Annotated in this window: 13 protein-coding genes; 4 read left to right on the top strand and 9 right to left on the bottom strand. The window is 63.6% G+C overall.

Features of this window, described 5'->3' with window-relative positions:
* The first annotated feature begins 505 nt into the window (after nucleotides 1-505).
* Entirely contained in the window at nucleotides 506-1,324 is an 819-nt protein-coding gene (locus PQR53_RS21945; RefSeq protein WP_408458293.1) for a hypothetical protein, read from the top strand.
* A 210-nt stretch (nucleotides 1,325-1,534) separates the two neighbouring features.
* Nucleotides 1,535-4,570 carry a putative bifunctional diguanylate cyclase/phosphodiesterase gene (locus tag PQR53_RS21940; RefSeq protein WP_408458291.1) on the top strand — a complete coding sequence of 1,012 codons (3,036 nt, stop codon included), beginning with the start codon at nucleotides 1,535-1,537 and terminating at the stop codon, nucleotides 4,568-4,570.
* Between the two features lie 111 nt (nucleotides 4,571-4,681).
* On the opposite strand, the gene PQR53_RS21935 is transcribed toward PQR53_RS21940, so the two are convergent.
* On the bottom strand, nucleotides 4,682-5,512 hold the full coding sequence (locus PQR53_RS21935) for a hypothetical protein (protein ID WP_408458288.1): 831 nt from the start codon (nucleotides 5,510-5,512) through the stop codon (nucleotides 4,682-4,684).
* Between the two features lie 8 nt (nucleotides 5,513-5,520).
* Nucleotides 5,521-7,794, bottom strand: coding sequence for an alpha/beta hydrolase domain-containing protein (locus PQR53_RS21930; protein ID WP_408458285.1), 2,274 nt, complete (start codon nucleotides 7,792-7,794; stop codon nucleotides 5,521-5,523).
* Between the two features lie 244 nt (nucleotides 7,795-8,038).
* On the opposite strand from PQR53_RS21930, the gene PQR53_RS21925 reads away from it, so the two are divergent.
* Nucleotides 8,039-8,704 carry a GntR family transcriptional regulator gene (locus PQR53_RS21925; RefSeq protein WP_408421551.1) on the top strand — a complete coding sequence of 222 codons (666 nt, stop codon included), beginning with the start codon at nucleotides 8,039-8,041 and terminating at the stop codon, nucleotides 8,702-8,704.
* A gap of 53 nt (nucleotides 8,705-8,757) precedes the next feature.
* Here the strand turns inward: PQR53_RS21925 and PQR53_RS21920 are convergent, their stop codons facing one another.
* The 7 genes from PQR53_RS21920 to PQR53_RS21890 all read right to left on the bottom strand — a co-directional run bounded on the left by PQR53_RS21920 (nucleotide 8,758) and on the right by PQR53_RS21890 (nucleotide 13,401).
* Nucleotides 8,758-9,153: a RidA family protein gene (locus tag PQR53_RS21920; RefSeq protein WP_408458282.1), complete on the bottom strand. Its 396-nt coding sequence runs from the start codon at nucleotides 9,151-9,153 to the stop codon at nucleotides 8,758-8,760.
* A 117-nt stretch (nucleotides 9,154-9,270) separates the two neighbouring features.
* Nucleotides 9,271-10,095, bottom strand: coding sequence for an isocitrate lyase/PEP mutase family protein (locus PQR53_RS21915; RefSeq protein WP_408458279.1), 825 nt, complete (start codon nucleotides 10,093-10,095; stop codon nucleotides 9,271-9,273).
* A gap of 44 nt (nucleotides 10,096-10,139) precedes the next feature.
* A complete protein-coding gene (locus PQR53_RS21910; protein WP_408458276.1) occupies nucleotides 10,140-10,682 on the bottom strand; it encodes a carboxymuconolactone decarboxylase family protein in 543 nt (180 codons plus the stop codon).
* A 275-nt stretch (nucleotides 10,683-10,957) separates the two neighbouring features.
* Entirely contained in the window at nucleotides 10,958-11,458 is a 501-nt protein-coding gene (locus PQR53_RS21905; RefSeq protein WP_408458274.1) for a methylated-DNA--[protein]-cysteine S-methyltransferase, read from the bottom strand.
* Nucleotides 11,459-11,548: 90 nt separating this feature from the next.
* On the bottom strand, nucleotides 11,549-12,511 hold the full coding sequence (locus PQR53_RS21900; RefSeq protein ID WP_408458271.1) for an AraC family transcriptional regulator: 963 nt from the start codon (nucleotides 12,509-12,511) through the stop codon (nucleotides 11,549-11,551).
* Between the two features lie 240 nt (nucleotides 12,512-12,751).
* A complete protein-coding gene (locus tag PQR53_RS21895; protein ID WP_408458268.1) occupies nucleotides 12,752-13,045 on the bottom strand; it encodes an AAA family ATPase in 294 nt (97 codons plus the stop codon).
* Nucleotides 13,042-13,401 carry an RcnB family protein gene (locus PQR53_RS21890; protein ID WP_408458265.1) on the bottom strand — a complete coding sequence of 120 codons (360 nt, stop codon included), beginning with the start codon at nucleotides 13,399-13,401 and terminating at the stop codon, nucleotides 13,042-13,044. Before PQR53_RS21890 ends, PQR53_RS21895 begins: the two co-directional genes overlap by 4 nt.
* Nucleotides 13,402-13,704: 303 nt before the next feature.
* Between PQR53_RS21890 and PQR53_RS21885 the strand changes: the two genes are divergently transcribed.
* A complete protein-coding gene (locus PQR53_RS21885) occupies nucleotides 13,705-17,223 on the top strand; it encodes an autotransporter domain-containing protein (protein ID WP_408458262.1) in 3,519 nt (1,172 codons plus the stop codon).
* Nucleotides 17,224-17,298: the final 75 nt, after the last annotated feature.

The raw sequence follows: 17,298 nt of genomic DNA, 5'->3' as shown, positions 1-17,298 counted from the left end.
TGGCTTGAACAAAACCGCGAGTCAGGCATTGCCCTCGCGCAGCACGACAGAGAAGTCCTGCTTGAGAACGGCAAATGAAACCTGTTTTCTCGACCCGAGCATCTGAATCCCCTCGCTCGAATGTGAGGCATCCTGCGTAATCGAATGCTGAGCAACGCGGGACCAAGGGTGTGGATCTTTTTTTGTGGCTCCTCGCCAACCCGTAAAACATCTTCAGTACTCATGCATGCCCGGCTCGTGTCCCGCGCAGATCGCCGGTCGGACAACAGAATCAGAAGTAAGGAATTTCACTAGAGCGATTTGCAATGACGGCGCAGATCCGCGGCCCATTTACTAAGTAATTCAACGTAAACCGTTATTTTTCTAATTCTTTCCGTGTATCGACACCCTGCCGGAAAAAACCACCGCGCTACACCACCCGCCGTTTCAAACACCCCTTTTAGTGACCGTGCGAAGCTCCCTGTACTGCCACCAGCCGGAGGCAGCTCAATCGGGAGTTTTTACAATGTTAGACAGCAACCAGACAGCGAACGCCCGCGATTCTTTCGGGGCATTTTCCACTCCAGCAACGACGGGCCACCGGTCCGACACATCGTCATCGGGCAGAAGCGAAGCGCGCCTGCCATTCACGGTACGTGTCGTCGATAACGATGAAGCGCTGGCGCGCGCACTCAGGATGCGGCAGGCCGCCTACCAGCGGCACGTACCGGAGTTCGCACGAACGATGGATCAGGAAGAGCCGTACGATCGCGATCCGGGCGGACTCGTGCTGCTCGCCGAGTCCAAGCTGGACCGCAGTCCGGTCGGGACGATGCGCATCCAGAGCAATTGTTACCGTCCGCTCGCACTCGAGCAGTCGCTGGAACTGCCGGACTGGTTGTCCGGCCGGCTGGTCGGCGCCACGCGACTTGGCGTGGAAGCCGGCGAGCCAGGCCGGATGGTCAAATTGGGGCTCTTCAAAGCGCTGTATCTATACTGTGTACGTGAACAGATCGACTGGATGGCCATTGCAGCCCGGACGCCACTCGACCGTCAATACGCAGCTCTGCTTTTTCGCGACGTTTACGGCGATAAAGAGTTTATTCCGCTTGCCCACGCAACCAACATCCCGCACCGTATCATGGCGTTTGAAGTGGCCACCACCGAGCGGCGGTGGAGCGCTGCACGGCACCCGCTCTACGAGTTCATGCTGGTGACGCACCATCAGGACATCGACCTGAGCGCGGCGCCGTCACTGAACTGGACCCGCGGCGCGGCTCCGTTCGGGGATCAGGCAAGGTCGTTCGGCTCGCTGCAGAACAGCGCGGATGCCGCGGTCGTCTAGTTTGCCTGCCTTGATCGAGTTGGTCGTAGAGCGGCGGTCGGATCGATACACAAGACCGCCTCATGTTAAATGCTGAATTTGCCGTAAAGAGAAGGAAGCATCGTCAGCGCCTTTCCCGTGCTGGCGATGCTCGACGAAGCCCCGCCGCCCGAACGCGCGACGTGACCGGCGGGAAAGATGACAACGTTCCACCTTGATGGGCAGGCTTGAATGGAATGGTTTGAAGGCATGCGGTATCGGACCTGGAGCCGTTCCGGCCTGTCGATTAACGCATTCTCGCAGTTGTTTTGCTACTATGCGGTCCCTGTTGCGATCGGCATTCTGTCACTGCTCGTGTCGCTGTACCCGGCTGCCACACCCGCGCCCGAGAGCGGCGTCCCGCTGACGATGCGCATCCTCAGCGATCCGGACGGCCACCTCGGCGTGGACACCGCCGCGCTCGCGCTTCGATCCCAGCCTTTGCAGACAAACTACGACACGCGCCTCAGCGAGGCGCCGATCTGGTTCGAGATCCATCCGGCCCAGTCGGAAGCGGCGGCGAACGCCACGACCACGTTGTTCCCATCCCGCCATATTCAGCAGATCGCCTGTTTCGACGCCGTCACGCAGGTCCCGATCGGCAGCGTATCGCGGACCCTGGCGTCGTCGGGCGAAATGACCCGCTCAGGCAGCGGCATCGCGCTCGTCGTCGAGGAGCCTCATGGCGTGATTTGCCGGGCCATCTTCAGCGGACCCGCGGTGCTCAGCGCGTCCCAGCTGTCGGCGGACGAGCTGAAACGAAGAAACGACACCTTCTATCGCCGCTCCGGCCTGCTCGAGGGCGGCCTCGTGACACTGGCCGCCTTCGTGCTGATTACGGCGATCGTCAACCGTGACTGGGTCTATGTGCTGTTCGCCGCGTGGCTGTTCGGTAATTTGCGCCTCGGTGCGATCTCGATGGGATGGGACGACCAATGGCTCGGCTATCCAATTCCCTTCGGCTGGATTTCGCTGATCCGCAAGATCACCGTGCCGGTTTATTACATCTTGACCTGCACGCTCTTTCAAACGCTTTTCAAGAACGATCTCTCCCGGGTGGGATATCAGCGCCTGTTCCAGACGGTGCTTTTGCTGGGGCCGGTCTTGCTGCTGGCATCGATACTGCTGCCCGTACCCGTTTATCTTCCGGTGATGTGGGGCATCGCCAGTTTCGCGATCGCGGTGCTGGTATTCATGCTCACCCGCATCCTGACGGTCGCGCCGTCGAGAACCGCGCTCTGGTACAGCGCGGCTCTGGCCGTCGCGCTGCTCGCGAGTCTCTCCGAGGTCGCCAGCGCCGTCTTCAAGACGCATGTCTTCTTTCCGGCATTCAATAGCGTCACCGCGGCGCTGGTGTCCAGTCTGATGGCAGCGCTTGCGATCGCCGAGCAGATCCGCGCCGAGCGGGCCGAGCGATTGCGCGTGCAGGCCGAATTGCGCCACGCCTATGAAACCACGCCAGTCGGTCTTTTCACGCTGGCCTCGGACGGCAGCTTCGTACGCTGGAACTCGGCGCTCGAAACCATGCTGGAGATGAAAGGCGGCACAGCCGGCCGGCACTGGGACGACTATTTCGCCGCCGACAGCTGGCAACCGATCTATAGCCGTGCACTGAACAACGACTCGGCCGAGGTCGAATTGTCGCGCCACGGCAGCGCCGTCGTCGCAGACGCCGCGAGCGCGCCTGGCGCCGGCCTGCCCACCTATGAAGGCGTGCTCGCCGCGCCCAGGTCCGGGGGCGACACACGGCGCCACTATCTGGTCAGGGCCGCCTACGCGGGCTCGCAACTGGAAGGCTCGATCCAGGACGTCACCGAGCGGCATCAGGCGATCGGTACCTTGAGCTTTCTGGCAGATCACGATCCACTGACCGGCGCGTTGAACCGGCGCGGTATCGACAAACAGATCGGCCGCACGGAAAACGCAGCGGAGGAGCCGGCGGGCTCGCTCATCATCGGTTACCTGGATCTCGACCGCTTCAAGCTGATCAACGATCTGTTCGGCCATCACATTGGCGACGAGGTCCTGAAGCAGGTCTGCCTGCGCATCGAATCGCAACTGGGCCCGAACGACCGCGTATGCCGCATCGGCGGCGACGAATTCGTCATTCTGTTTCGCGAGCCCTCGATCGGGCAGGCCGAGTCGATTTCGCAGACGATCATCGATGTCATCGACTGCGAGCCCTACCGGATCGGCCGGCGCGCCTTTCACGTCCGCGCGTCGCTTGGGTTGATCGAGGCGCCCCCGGGGCTCAGCGCCGAAGATGCGATCTCCACCGCCGACGCCGCCTGCCGGGAAGCCAAACTGAACGGCAGCGGGCGGGTGGTCGTCTATACGCGCGATGCCGCCATGTTCGTCGAACGCGCGCGCGATCTGGATCTCATCGAACGCTTTAACGGCGAGTTGCCGTTGGCCGGGCTGTTCCTCGAAATGCAGCCGATCATGTCGCTGAAGACCCCGTACGACGCGCTCGATTTCGAGGTGCTGCTGCGCATGCGCGCGCCGGATGGCACCATCATCCCGCCGTCCAAGGCGATCGCGGCCGCCGAGGCCAATGGCACGATTTCCGCGCTGGATAAATGGGTGATGGAAACCACCTTGGCCTGGATCGAACAGCATCGCGCGAAGCTCTCGCACACCCGCTTCATTTCGATCAACGTGAGCGGCGCGTCGTTGAATGACGAACACTTCGTTGCGGAGCTCGGCGAGTTGTTCCTGCGCTACCGCAGCGCGGTACCGATGTTGTGCATTGAAATCACGGAAGGCGTGGCGCTGCACGATCTCAACAATACCCGGCGCCTCGTCGACAACCTGCAGCGCCTCGGCGCAAAGGTCGCGCTCGATGACTTCGGCGCCGGCTACACATCGTTCCCGTACCTGAGGGACCTGCCTGCCGACGCATTAAAAATCGACGGCGGTTTCGTGCGGGATATGCAGGAGCTTTCGGCGAACGCCGCGATCGTCGAAGCCATCATCGGGCTGGCGCGCAACCTTGGCATGCAAAGCATCGCGGAGTGGGTCGAAGACGCGCAAACACTTGAGATCCTGCAGGCGATGCGGGTCGATTACGTGCAGGGCTTTGTGATCGCCCGTCCCCAGTCGCCGGAGGTGATCCTGGCGGCAACGTCGGCTGCCGATTTCATCAAGGACCCCGCGATTCTTGCCCTGATCGGGCCGCGAATCATGCCGCCTTCGCACGATGGCACCGCAACACAAGCGCTGCACTAACCACTGCGCCCGTGCGCTGCACGGCGCGAGCGCAACGCGGGCGATTCATTTGCAACAGGAGGTGCGGCCCGCATCCCGCTCTGATCGGCTTCGACGCTGCGAAAGAAGCGCTCAACGCGGGAAGTAGATCGCAATGAAACCAGGATTCTGCCCCGTGGCGCCGCTCGCCGGAATGCCCTGTTCGACCAGCACGGTTTGCTGTGCGGCGTTGTGATAGAGCTTCAGCCGGATCGTCTGCGGATCAGCCGGCTGACTGCTGTCGAGATAACCGGCCTCCGACAATAACGAGGCCGCCTGCGCCGCGGTAAAGCTCTGGTTGATCGTCGTGACGGTGGTGGAAGGATTGCCGTCGAATACGTTGTCGGAGAAACTGCCATCCGCGTTGATCGTCAACGTCGAGGAAGGCGACGGCGCACCTTCGGCTTTCGCGCCGCAGTTTTCCCAGCCGTCGAATACGGCGCCGGCGGCGCCCAGCGTCGTCCAGTTCGCGGACGGCGTGGCCGACACGCTCCAGCTATTGTCCAGTAGCACCGCCACACTCTTGATGTTGACGCCGGCGTTGACCCCGGCCACCGTGCCGATACTGTTCGTCACCGCCGACACGCATGCCGTGCCGGCGCCCGGCACGCCGGCTGCCAGATGCGTGGAAACGAGCGGATTGTTGCCGGCCGTCAGCAGCGGCGCGACGACCGGACTGATCAACATCGCATTGGTGGTCGTTGTCGCGGCGCTGAGCGACAGCGAAACCGCATTGACGCTGCCGAGCGTCAAGCTATTCGGATAGACCGAAACATTCGCCGGGGCGGCCGGGGCGGCGCCGGCACCCGACGTGCCCGGGCCACCGTCGCCGCCACCGCCACCGCAGGCGGCAATCAGCGCGGCGGCGCACACGGCGGCGGTGCATCCCCCTGCTTTCTGCATCACGGCGTTCACCCTCGGCACGCGGCGTCTCAAGGTTGCGGCAGCAACGTCGCGGACACGCCGGCCGCGTTCGCGATGAAGACGTTGTTGGCATCGTCCTGCAGCAGATAGCCCTGGCTCACGAGTGCGTTCGCCGCGGCCGCGACCGCCGCCTGATACTTGGACCGGCTGCCGTTGTAGAGCGTCGCCAGCGTCGCGCGTGAATCGGTGCCGCCGGCCTGCGCGGCGGTATTCACCGCGAACGGAATCGCGCCGCCGTTGGAAATGCAGCCGTCGCCGATTGCATGCCCCGCGCCCCGATAGTTCCAGCCGGTATAGGTGGCGAGCGGCGCGCTGACGTCGGGCACCAGCACACCGGTCGTCTCGTTGCCGTTGGCATCCACCTTCGGCACGAGAATGGTGTAGGCCTGCGCCGTGTTCACCACCGGCACCGCGTTGCTATAGTCGGTCACGAACAGCTGGTTGTATTCGCCGTTGAAGGTCAGTTGCAGCGGCGTGGGCGTCGCGGCCGGTCCACTCGGCACCGTCACGTTGGTCAACGACGGGAAGCCGAGCGCCGTCTGGGTCGGCGCGACCAGATTGCCGGAGGCGACCGTCGGATACTGCGACGCGGGCGGCGGCGTGCCCTTGCCGACCCAGTTGACGAGAGCCGGAATCAACGCGCGTTCGACCGGCGTTTCCTCGACCGGCGAGCCCGGCAACTGGCACTGACTGCCCGCGGCGGGCACGATGAAATTGCCGGTTGTCACGCCGCTTCCGCCGCCGTGCTGAGTGCCCGCCACCAGGTAGTAGCGCACGGTCGGCGGCAACTGGATGTCGTTGCCGCGCCCGTCGGTGACCACCAGCGACGCCGCCCCGCCCCACCATTCGAACGAGCCGTCGAGCTGCATGATCTTCGGGCAGGTGTTGGTTGCCGTGCACTGCTTCAGGATACCGTCGGAGGCGCCGCTCACAGGGTCGGTCATCGTGGCGTAGGTGAACGGAAACTGGAAGCCCGGCATGAAGTGATCTTCATGCTGTTTCGACCAGCGTCCCGGCTGCGCGAACGCCGCATTGGTCCACGTGCGGCGCGCGGCGGAAATGATCGGGAACAGGCCGTCGAACACGATCTTGCCGTTCTTGTCCGCGTTGAAGCCCTGATACAGGAAGTCCTTCATGAAACGGCCCGATTGCGAGATGCCCTCGCCGATCGCAATATCGAAGTTGGTACTGGTCGAACATGACGACGCGACGCATCCCGCGTTCTTCAGATCGTTGAGCGGATTCGCGCCACCCTGGGCGTCGGCCGTCTCGTAGCGCAGGAACGACACCAGGTCGCGCAACGCGGCGAAGCCGATTCCGTCGACGGTCGGCGCCGCGGCCTGATAGACGAAACTGTAAATGGTCCCGGCGTCAGGCGGAACCTGCGCGCCGTTCGGGCCCGGCACGGACGCGGGCGGCGTGAACGTCACCGAATAATTGCCTTCGTAGACATTGTTCGGCGTACTGACGTAGCTCCATGTCGTCACCGGCTGGGACGGCGCGGTATAGGTTTCGAGGCCGCCAGGAATGCTGCCATACGCGGTGAGCCACGACTGGCGCGCGGTGAACGTGACCGAGGTCTTGTCGTTGAGATTGGCCGGCGGATACGTCAACGGAATTGTGGTGGGTGGGCCGCCCGCATAGTCCGGAATGAATTCCTCGCGGCTCATTCCTGTCATCGGCGTGCCGTCCTTGTTGGTCGCAACGGGGAAGCTGGCGCCGAGCAGGCCCGCGCCGGCGGTCGTGCTGTTGCCGGTGACCGGAACGTCGCCTTGCCAGCCGCTCCACAGGATCGTATAGCCGTTACGCAGCAGCGACGGGAAACTCGACGAGGGCGCCGCGCCGGTATCGAGCGCGCCGCCGCCCACAAAAGACGCCGCGCCGATCTTGCTGCCGCGATTCACCACGTCGTAGAACAGCACGCGTTTCGCGGCCGATGCGCTCTGCGGGCGCAGGATCACGACGTCGGTCGTATAGGCGACGTAACCGTCGCTGCCCACCGGCGCGTTCTTGATGTTCACGATGCCCGCATTGAGCGGGTTGTTCGGATCGAGCTCGCCATGCACGAGCGCGGTGATCACCTGGTAGGGACCTGCCGCGCCAGCCGGGGTCGCGCCGGCGAAGGCCGGCGCGCTCGAAATGATCTGGAAGCTTTTGATGAAGCCAGCGCCGTGCGACACAGGGGGCGGCGGCCCATTGACATCGTCGCCGTGACCGCAGCCGCCGATCAACGCGATCCCTACACCGACTCCCACCGACACAGCTACGAACTGCATCTTCATGATCAGCCCTCCGAACACGGGTCAAGGAAAAGGAGTGCGCGCGCGTATGGAATGGACGGACTGTCATCGGTCGACGACCGCGGATATGTCCGGAAGCCCTGTCAATATTTTGTAAGGGGCAATTTTTATATTTATAGGCGCCTCACGTATTTATAATTCGACTCACACCGTTCTCAACTATCGTTTACGCGTACGGTGACGACAGGCTCGTTATGGTCAACTCGATTCCATCCGGAGTCCCAACATGACAAACAAGCTCACGCTGACAGACCGGCTGCGAGAATCCATCGAGGAAGCCATTGCGACCGGCGATCTCCCGCCTGGCGCGCGGCTCGATGAAGCGGAACTGATCGCGCGCTTCGAGGTGTCCAGAACACCGGTACGGGAAGCGCTGCTCCAGTTGGCTGCCGCAGGCATGGTGGAGATGCGGCCACGGCACGGCGCGGTGGTCGCGAAAATCAGCCTGCACCGGCTGATCGAGATGTTCGAGGTCATGGCCGAGCTCGAGGCGATGTGCAGCCGGCTTGCCGCGAGGCGCATGAATGCGCAGGAACTGGAGACGCTGCGCGAGGCTCACGCCGCTTGCCAGAAAGCGCGAGACGCCGGCAGTCCGGACGAGTACTACCATCTGAACGAGCGCTTTCACTGCCTGATCTATCACGGCAGCCACAACGGCTTTCTGCACGACCAGGCGAAGGCGCTGCATAAACTGCTGCGCCCGTACCGGCGCCTGCAGTTACGCGTCAAGGGCCGCGTCGCCGCTTCATTCGACGAACATCAGGCCGTCGTGGATGCGCTGGCGGCAGGCGACGGCGAAGCGGCCGCCGCCGCGCTGAGAGGTCACATTCTGGTGCAGGGCGAACGCTTTGGAGATCTGATCGCGGCGCTCGCGCAGGTCAGCGCCGAGTAGTGACGAGTAGTGACGAGTGGCCACAGCTAGCGCAGTACTTTGAATCGCAGGCGCTATGCGAGGGCGGCAATGCAGTCGATTTCGATGTCGAAATGACCGGGCCACGCGGGCACGTTCACAAAGATTCGCGCCGGAGGATCGACCGGGAAGTAACGTTGATAGATCGCGTTGACGACCGCGAACTTCTCCACCGACGTGCAGTAAACGTTGCATTTGAGCACATGCGCCAACGATGAACCGGCCGTTTCCAGACATAGCTTCATCTGCTCGAGCACCAGTTCGGTCTGACGCTCGATCGGCGCGTCGACAATTTCGCCGGTCGCGGGATCGAACGGCGGAAAGCCCGACACGTAGACCGTGCCGTCATGGCGTGTCACCGCGGAGGTGGGCGCCTTCCAGTTCTCCAGCCAGCTCGACAGCGGTTCGACACGAATGATTTCACGAGCCATGGTCATCTCCATGTGAAGGGGCATGCGCGGCCCGATGCCTGGGCCTGATGCCGGATGTGATGCCGGATGTGATGCCGGGTGTGATGCCGGGTGTGATGCCGGATGTGATGCCGTGCGTCACGCACGGTCCTTGAAAATCTCATTGAGTTGCGCGCCGGAGGCTGCGCCTTCAAAGGCGTCGAAGCGTCCTTTGACCAGCCCCTGCGCAGCCTGCATGAAGCCACCCCACGCTGCCCGGGCCAGTGCGCCGCCCACGCTGATCCGCCGCACGCCGAGCGCGGCCACGTCTTGCAGCGTGAGCGTCGAAGTCGAACCGATCAGCAAGTTGACCGGCTTCGGCGCCACCGCGGCCACCACTGCCTCGATCTGCTCACGCGTCGAAATGCCCGGCGCATACAGGCAGTCGGCACCCGCCGCCGCATAAGCCTTGAGGCGCGCGATGGTGTCGTCGAGATCCGGCAAGCCGGCGAAGAAGTTTTCCGCTCTGCCGATCAGCAGCGTATCGCCGCCGTTTTCGTCGATCGCGCGGCGTGCCGCGCTGAGCCGTTCGACGGCGACCTCGATCGGGAAAAGCGAACCGCGATCGTCGCCGGTCGAATCTTCGATCGACAGACCGGCAACGCCGGTTGCAACGGCCAGCCTGACGCTTTCAGCGACGCCGGCCGGGTCCTCTCCAAAGCCGTTCTCGAAGTCCGCGTTGACGGGTAGATCGGTCGCCTCGACGATATCGCGCAGATGCGCGAGGATCGCATCGCGCGACAATGAATTGTCAGCGTGTGCGACCGACCAGGCGAAGCCGGAGCTGGTCGTTGCCACAGCCTGGAAGCCGAGCGTCTGCAGATAACGGGCGCTGCCGGCATCCCACGGATTGGGCAGCACGAAACAACCGGATGTGTGCATGGCACGAAAGGCGGCGCGCTTCTCGGCGACGGTGCGGGTCATGAGCTGTCTCCTGAAAGATGAGGAGCCGACGCTCCTCGTGCTGGTCATTTGACTTCGAGGTCCACGACCGGGAAGTCGATTTCCGTATCGAACACATTGTTGACGAAGTTCGTCAGCATGAACTGTGCGCTCAATGCGATGATTTCGACGATATTCGCGTCGCTGAATCCCGCCGCGCGCACCGTTGCCAGATCGGCGTCGGATACTTTGCCACGGCTTGTCATCAATGTCCTGGAAAATGCCACGGCCGCGGCGGTTCGCGGATCGTCGGCCTGTCCCAGCCGGTTGCGGCGGATTTCATCGTCCGGGATCTTCGCGATGTTGCTGGCAACGTAAGTGTGCGCCGACAGGCAGTACTGGCAACCGTTGACCTGCGAAACCGCGAGCGCGATACCGTCGCGGGTCTTCACATCGAGCGTCTTCGCCAACGGGCCTTGCAGGCCCGCCCAGCCGTTCAGCGCATTTGGGCTCAGCGCCATGATGCTGAACAGGTTCGGCGTCATCTTAAGACCCTTGGTGATGGCTTCGAGGACCGGCTGCGATGCGTCGGGGATTTGTTCGGGTGTCGGAATGGCAATGCGGGACATGGTGGTTCTCCTGATCGTTGAGCGTTGGACGTCGATCGCTTAAACGGATGGACTTGAAAGTGTCTGCACGAAGCGTTTGCGTTTCTGCATTGCTGTGAAGTCTAGGTCCGGCACCTTTGCACGGGGTCCTGAAAACGATCGCGAAAGTCCACCGACCGTCCAGCTGCGCGCCAACCACGGGTTCGCGATGCCAATGAAAATCGGCGCCCTGTACCGACATGAATCACGTCGATACAAGGCGCCGATGGAAGGCGCGTTCGAAAACGAAATCGAGCTTATGCGCGACGTCGCGGCGTTGCGTTGCCTTCAATTGCCATGAGCGCGGCCTTCCTTGGCAAGCCTCCTGCGAAGCCGGTCAAGTCGCCGGACGCGCCGATCACCCGGTGGCAAGGTGCGACGATGGATAACGGATTGCGTCCACTCGCCGCCCCCACCGCCCGGCTAGCACGGCTATTGCCGACCTGCGTCGCGATCTCGCGATAGCTGCGGATTTCACCAAAGGGAATCGTGAGCAACGCATTCCAGACCTTCTTCTGGAATTCGGTGCCGATGAACTCCGTGTCCAGTTCGAAGCGCGTACGCGTACCCGCGAAGTACTCGCCAAGCTGACGCTCGGTTTCCACGAGCACGGGGTTGCCGGCGGCCTCGATCATCTCGCCGAGTTTCACCCGATCCGGTCGATCGTTTTCCCACAGAATCGCGACCAGTTTGCCGTGCGACGCGACGAGCTTGAGTAGGCCGACCGGCGACGTAACCACTTTGTATTCGTAAGCCATTCTGTCTCTCCTTCCGTTGAATACGATAAAGAAAGAATAGGCGGGATGGCTTTGCAGAAGGTCCGCCAGACAGTACGGATCGTCCGGGAATCAGGGCGCGCGCGTGTCCATGCGGTATTCAGAGGGACCGGTGCCGTAGACATCGCGGAACGCCCGCACAAACGAACCGCGGCTCGCATATCCGGCGTTGCGGGCCACCTGGTCCAGCGTGACGTCGCCGGTGCGCAACTGGGCCGCGGCCTGCCGCATGCGAATGTCGCGCAATACCTGCATCGGCGACTGGCCGAGCGCCTCCGAAAAGCGCGCCATGAACGCCGAGCGGCTCAGAAACGCGCTCTGCGCGAGGCTTGCGACCGTATGTGGCGCGGCGGGCCGCGCCACCATATCGGCAAAGGCCCGTGCGACCTGCGGATCGCCGAGCAGCGCGAAGCGCTCCATCCACAACGCGTTGGACTTCAGCGAACGGCGCACCAGCGCAACGATGACCTGTTTCAGCAGCGCACCGGACATCGCCCCCGCACCGACTTCCTGCGCGGCCAGTTCGTCGAACGCGGTACGCAGATACACGTCGAGCCGGTCTGCCGCGTCGAAATGCTCGACGATCGGGATCGAGAGCGTCTGGAACAGATTGATCGACGCGCCATAGGTGGCGCTGAAGTAGCCGCAGATCATCACGGTCATCGGCTCCTCGCTCCCGGCGCGGAAGCGGTTGACAGAATCGACGACCTGTTTGTGCTCGCGCCCGAGGATGGTGGTCGGCGCGATTCCCGCGTGATGGCCAGGCACTTCGAGCCTGAGCGGATGACGCGGCGGCACGATCAGCAGCGTATGCGGCTTCAGCTCGACCGGGGCGGCGCCTTCGATATGGAGCCGCCCCGCGCCGGAGAGGATGTAGTGGATACCCGGCGCCGTGTTGCCGTCCAGTTCGAGAATGAAGCCCGGGCTGACCAGGCATTCAGACAGGCCGAGGACCTGGATCTCGAGCAGCGTCATCAGCTCGTTGAGATCCTGTTGCGAGATGCGGGAGGTGCGCGAGGTGCCGGGTGTGAGCAAGGGTGCGTTCCTTTCGTGAGAATCGGTCAGGCCATCGATTTCTGGAGAATGCCACGGCCATGGCGGTTCGTGTATCACTTGCGGATGTCCGCACGAGAAGTATCGCCTCCATCGAGGGGCGCAAGCTCTTCGGAGCCGTAGATCGCGAATAGTTTGTGCCAAGCGTCACGGCAAAAAGAGATTTAGCCGGGTATGGCTATTACGTCGGCAGATCTCGATACAACTCCGCGATGGCGTTAGCTACCATTCGACCGCACCGGGGAATGCATCACCAATCACGCTATCCAGATCGATGGTATCGCCCCTAATGTGGGCCAAAGTCGCGAACACGGCGGCCAGATTTGCGCCGTCAGATTCGAGCGTGGGACTGGTCACCGCGAGGCATGCTCTGCGCAAGCACGACTCGGAATCTGTTCGAAAACCATGGTAAAAACGCCAGTCGCGCAGAGCTTGCCGAACCGTATGCAACTCAGGATATCGATCGGGATCCTGAAGGTTTGCCAGCGCCGTTTCCGAGGCAAGCAGATCGCTCAATGGCCCGCGGAAAGCAGGACGTTCGCAATAACACCGGTCGCGATGGCGGCGAGCACATAATCGCCGTTTACCCCCACCCATTGATACCCGCGCGGCGGCGCTTGCAGGCCGTGCTCGTGCCAGTTGTCGACCACGTAACTGCGATCCCGGTACTCTGTCGGAAGCCGCTCCCCCTTGTGCCAATCGTTGTGGGGAACAGGACCACCCGGGCCGCCCATCGATGCGTCGCGCGGGCCTGGGCTGCGACCCTGTCCGTGCGGTGCCCCGTGCGCCGGATTGGGTCCGTTATGCGACGGGTGGCCGCCGCCGTGATTGTTGTCTTGCGGCTGCGCAAACACGGCGGCAAAAAATGTCAACAGAAAGCTTGGTCGCCAGGACCGTGCAGGGCAGCTTCACTGTGACAAGCCGCATAGCCTACACCTCATGACCCACGAGCTGACCTGCGAATCGACCCGCGTCATCGCAACGTCACAAACCGGTCACACAATCATGCCTCCTTCAAGCCGCTCATCGGCGGCATCTCGGGGCACGCAGGGAACCCTCTGCTGCTCCCATCAACGCTTCCCGCGCTGAACCAAGCGGCATCGCCCCGCCGACCGGGCTGGGTTGCACGCGCGTTTCGTAAAACAAGAAATTCAACTACACGCAACGACTCTCCCATGCAAAAAAAACAGATCATCCTCGCCGTGCTCGGGGCACTGGCAGTCTTCGAGCAAAGCCATGTCTGGGCTAAACCCGGGCCCGCGTCGTTCGAAGTCCCGAACGGCACCACCAGCACCGCGGCCCAGACCCTCGGCACGGGCGGCGCGAGCGGCACCGTCGACGCCGGCGGCAGCCTGTCGATATCAGGCAGCACGGTGGCCATTACCGTCACCGGCAACGCGAACATCACCAACAACGGCACCATCACGCAAACCGGCAGTGGCCGCGCGATTCGCGACAACACCGGCGGCCTGAGCCTCACCGTCACGAATGGCGTGGGCGCGACGATCCAGACCGCGGACGCCGACGTCATCCAGATGAACGAGCCGAACAGCAACGTCACGTTCTACAACTCGGGGACGCTGACGTCGTTGAACGCGTCGGCCGGCGGCTCGCAGGCCATCGACTTCAACGCGATCACCACCGGCAGCAACACGCTGTACAACTTCGCCACCGGCGTGATTCAGGCCAACGAGGCGGATGCCGTGCGTCCGGGCGTCAACGGCTTCGTCTACAACGACGGCATCATCCGCTCGACCAACAATCCGGGCAGCACCGATTCGAGCGACGGTGTGGACCTGCAGAGCAACAGCGGCATTACGATCGTCAACGCCACGACCGGCACGGCCGCCTCGGCCGGCACGGGCCTCATCGAAGGCGCGCGGCACGGCATTACCGGTGGCAACACCGACGTCACCACCGACGGCACGTTCACGCTGAGCGTCACGAACAACCGCGGCGGTACGATCCAGGGCGACAACGGTTCCGGCATCAACATCGACGGCTTCAACGGTAAGGAAGTGGTGAGCGTGGTCAACAACGGCACGATCACCGGCAACGGCGTGACCGGCGATGGCGACGGCGTGGATGTCGACGGCCTCGTCAACCTCACGAATACCGGCACGATCAAATCGCTGCATTCGTACAACGACACCAGCGAAGGCGTGACGGTCGGCGGCGGCACCATCGTCAACTCGGGGGTGATCGAAGGCATCAATTCGGCGACCAATGCCGACGGCACGGCGAATTCGGGCGTCGGCCGCGGCATCACGCTGGCCGGCATCGACAAGGACCCGACCAGCGGCGCCGCGATTCCCGTGCAGGGCATCTACGGCAACACGACCGTGACCAACAGCGGGCTCATCAAGGGCGACAGCGATTCCGGCATCGCGGTGACCGGCGCGGCCACCCCCTACTCGCTCACGATCGTCAACCTCGCGGGCGGCGTGATCGAAGGCGGCGGTGCGACCGCGGCGGCCATCAACACCGGCGCGCAAAACAGCACGGTGATCGACTACGGCACCATCACCGCCGACAGCAGCGGCCGCGCGGTCGACCTCGGCAGCGGCAACAGCAGCCTGCAGATTCTCGGCGGCGCCGCGCTCATCAACGGCGGCATCTCGGGCGGCACCGGCACGAGCACGCTGACGATCGTGCCCGGCGCGGGCAACAGCTTCACGTACGGCGGCACGATCTCGAACTTCGCGAGCGTCGCGATCGGCCCCGGCACGGTCACGCTGTTCGGCGCGAACACGTATAGCGGCGCGACGACGCTGAACGGCGGCACGCTGGTATTAGGCAACAGCAGCGCGCTCGGCACCGGCATGCTCAACACGGCCAACTCGACGATTGCGTATCTCGGCGGTGTCAATCTGGCCAACGCCGTGACCCTCGGCAGCAACACGACGCTCGAGGTCGACGCTTCGAACACAGCGGCGCAAAGCGGCGCGATCGGCGAATCGGGCGGCAGCTTCGGCATCGCCAAGACCGGCACGGGGACGCTCGTGCTGAATGGCGCGAACAGCTTTACCGGCGCGAGCACGGTGCAGGCCGGCACGTTGCAGGTCGGCAGCAACGTGGGCTCGACGGCATCGCTTGCGAGCAACGTTCAGGTTGCCACCGGCGGCGCGCTTGCTGGTTACGGCACGATCAAGGGCAACGTCGACAACCAGGGCGTCGTGCAGCCGGGCAGCGGCGGCGCCCTGAGCGTCACGGGCAATTACACGCAAAGCGCGGACGCGGCGCTGCGCGTGACGGTGGGCAGCGGCGCTGTGGCAACCGGTAACGTGAGCAGCGACAGCGGTTATGGCCGGCTCGTCGTCGGCGGCGGCGCGACGCTCGCGGCCGGGTCGTCGGTCCAATTGGTGAAGAGCGGCAGTTATGCGTTCGCGGCGGGCCAGCGCTTCGTGGTCGTCGATGCAGCGGCTGATGGTACGAACTACAACGCCAATACGCTCGACTACTCGGCACTGGGCTACAGCGGCTTGCTGTTCGGCACGGACGTGAACGCGAACGGCCGCAGCCAGCTGGTCGTCAATCTCGCCGGCCAGCCGGCCAGTTCCTTGGCCTCCACGCCCAATGCCAATGCGGCGTTGTCGGGACTCGCGAAATATTCCGGCATCAGCCCCGCGCTGCTCAACCTGTACAACGCAGCGACGGCGCTCAGCCTCGGCTCGAGTGCCGCGGCCACACGCGCGGGCACGCAACTGGGCCCGGCTGCGCAAGCGTCGCTCAGTCGCGCGGCAGCGGCGCCCACGATGGACGCGCTGAACGTGGTCTCCGCTCACGCCGACAGCCTGCGGCTCGCGCAAGCTGACGGCGCAACCGGGATTTCGACCGGTGAAGCAGCGCCCGCTTTCGGCGTGTGGGGTCAGGCGTTCGGCGGCCATGCAGGCCAGGGCGAGCTCGACGGCGTGGACGGCTATAGCGCGAACTACGGCGGGCTGCTGGTCGGTGTCGACCGTTCGGTGAGCGACAACTGGCGCGCGGGCGGCGTATTCAGCTACACGAACACCGCGGTCAACAACACCGGCAACAGCGCGGGCGATTCGACGCGTGTGAACGCCTATGGCTTGATCGGCTACGCCAGCTACAGCGGCAAGCCCTGGTATGTGAACCTCGCGGCGGGTGCCGTGCTGCAGCGCTACGACTCGACCCGCGTGGTCGATTTCACTGGCTTCTCGGGTGTCGCGAACGGCCAGTTCAACGGCCAGCAATATGTGGCGAGTGCCGAGTTCGGCTATCCGCTCGCGCTCGGCGCAGTGACGCTCACGCCGCTCGCGAGCCTCGCTTACAGCTATTTGCATCAAGGCTCGTACAGCGAAAGCGGTGGCAATGGCGCCGCGCTGTCCGTCGATGCGACGCACGCGACTTCGGTGCGCAGCAACGCGGGTCTAAAGCTGGAGAAAGGCTTCGCGAGCCAATACGGCGACATCATTCCGTATCTGCAAGTGCAATGGACGCACGAGTACGACCACACGCGCCTCGCGACCGGCGCGAGCTATGCCGCCGATCCGACTGGCAGCACCGCGTTCACGACGGTGGGCGCAACGCCCGTCGCCGATCTCGCGGACATTCAGTTGGGCGTGACCTTGCTGCGCGCAAGCAATCTGAGCCTCAGTGCGCGCTATGAGGTGCAGGCCGGTTCGCACTTCGTTTCGCAGACCGGCTCGTTGCGGTTGCGTCAGTTGTTCTAGGCGGTAGGTGCTCACGTTGCCGCGTCGACGCGCTTTGGCTACTTCGCGTGGACGCGCGGCAATCGTGAGCGCGGT

This window comes from Paraburkholderia fungorum, assembly GCF_046027605.1.
GTDB classification, from domain to species: Bacteria; Pseudomonadota; Gammaproteobacteria; order Burkholderiales; family Burkholderiaceae; genus Paraburkholderia; species Paraburkholderia fungorum_F.
The sequence above is the reverse complement of the archived record's forward strand: the minus strand, read 5'-3'. Positions and strand labels throughout refer to the sequence as shown.

Coding starts and splice junctions, on each gene's coding strand:
- PQR53_RS21945 (WP_408458293.1), top strand. CDS start 506: ATGTTAGACAGCAACCAGACAGCGAACGCCCGCGATTCTTTCGGGGCA.
- PQR53_RS21940 (WP_408458291.1), top strand. CDS start 1,535: ATGGAATGGTTTGAAGGCATGCGGTATCGGACCTGGAGCCGTTCCGGC.
- PQR53_RS21930 (WP_408458285.1), bottom strand. CDS start 7,794: ATGAAGATGCAGTTCGTAGCTGTGTCGGTGGGAGTCGGTGTAGGGATC.
- PQR53_RS21925 (WP_408421551.1), top strand. CDS start 8,039: ATGACAAACAAGCTCACGCTGACAGACCGGCTGCGAGAATCCATCGAG.
- PQR53_RS21920 (WP_408458282.1), bottom strand. CDS start 9,153: ATGGCTCGTGAAATCATTCGTGTCGAACCGCTGTCGAGCTGGCTGGAG.
- PQR53_RS21915 (WP_408458279.1), bottom strand. CDS start 10,095: ATGACCCGCACCGTCGCCGAGAAGCGCGCCGCCTTTCGTGCCATGCAC.
- PQR53_RS21910 (WP_408458276.1), bottom strand. CDS start 10,682: ATGTCCCGCATTGCCATTCCGACACCCGAACAAATCCCCGACGCATCG.
- PQR53_RS21905 (WP_408458274.1), bottom strand. CDS start 11,458: ATGGCTTACGAATACAAAGTGGTTACGTCGCCGGTCGGCCTACTCAAG.
- PQR53_RS21885 (WP_408458262.1), top strand. CDS start 13,705: ATGCAAAAAAAACAGATCATCCTCGCCGTGCTCGGGGCACTGGCAGTC.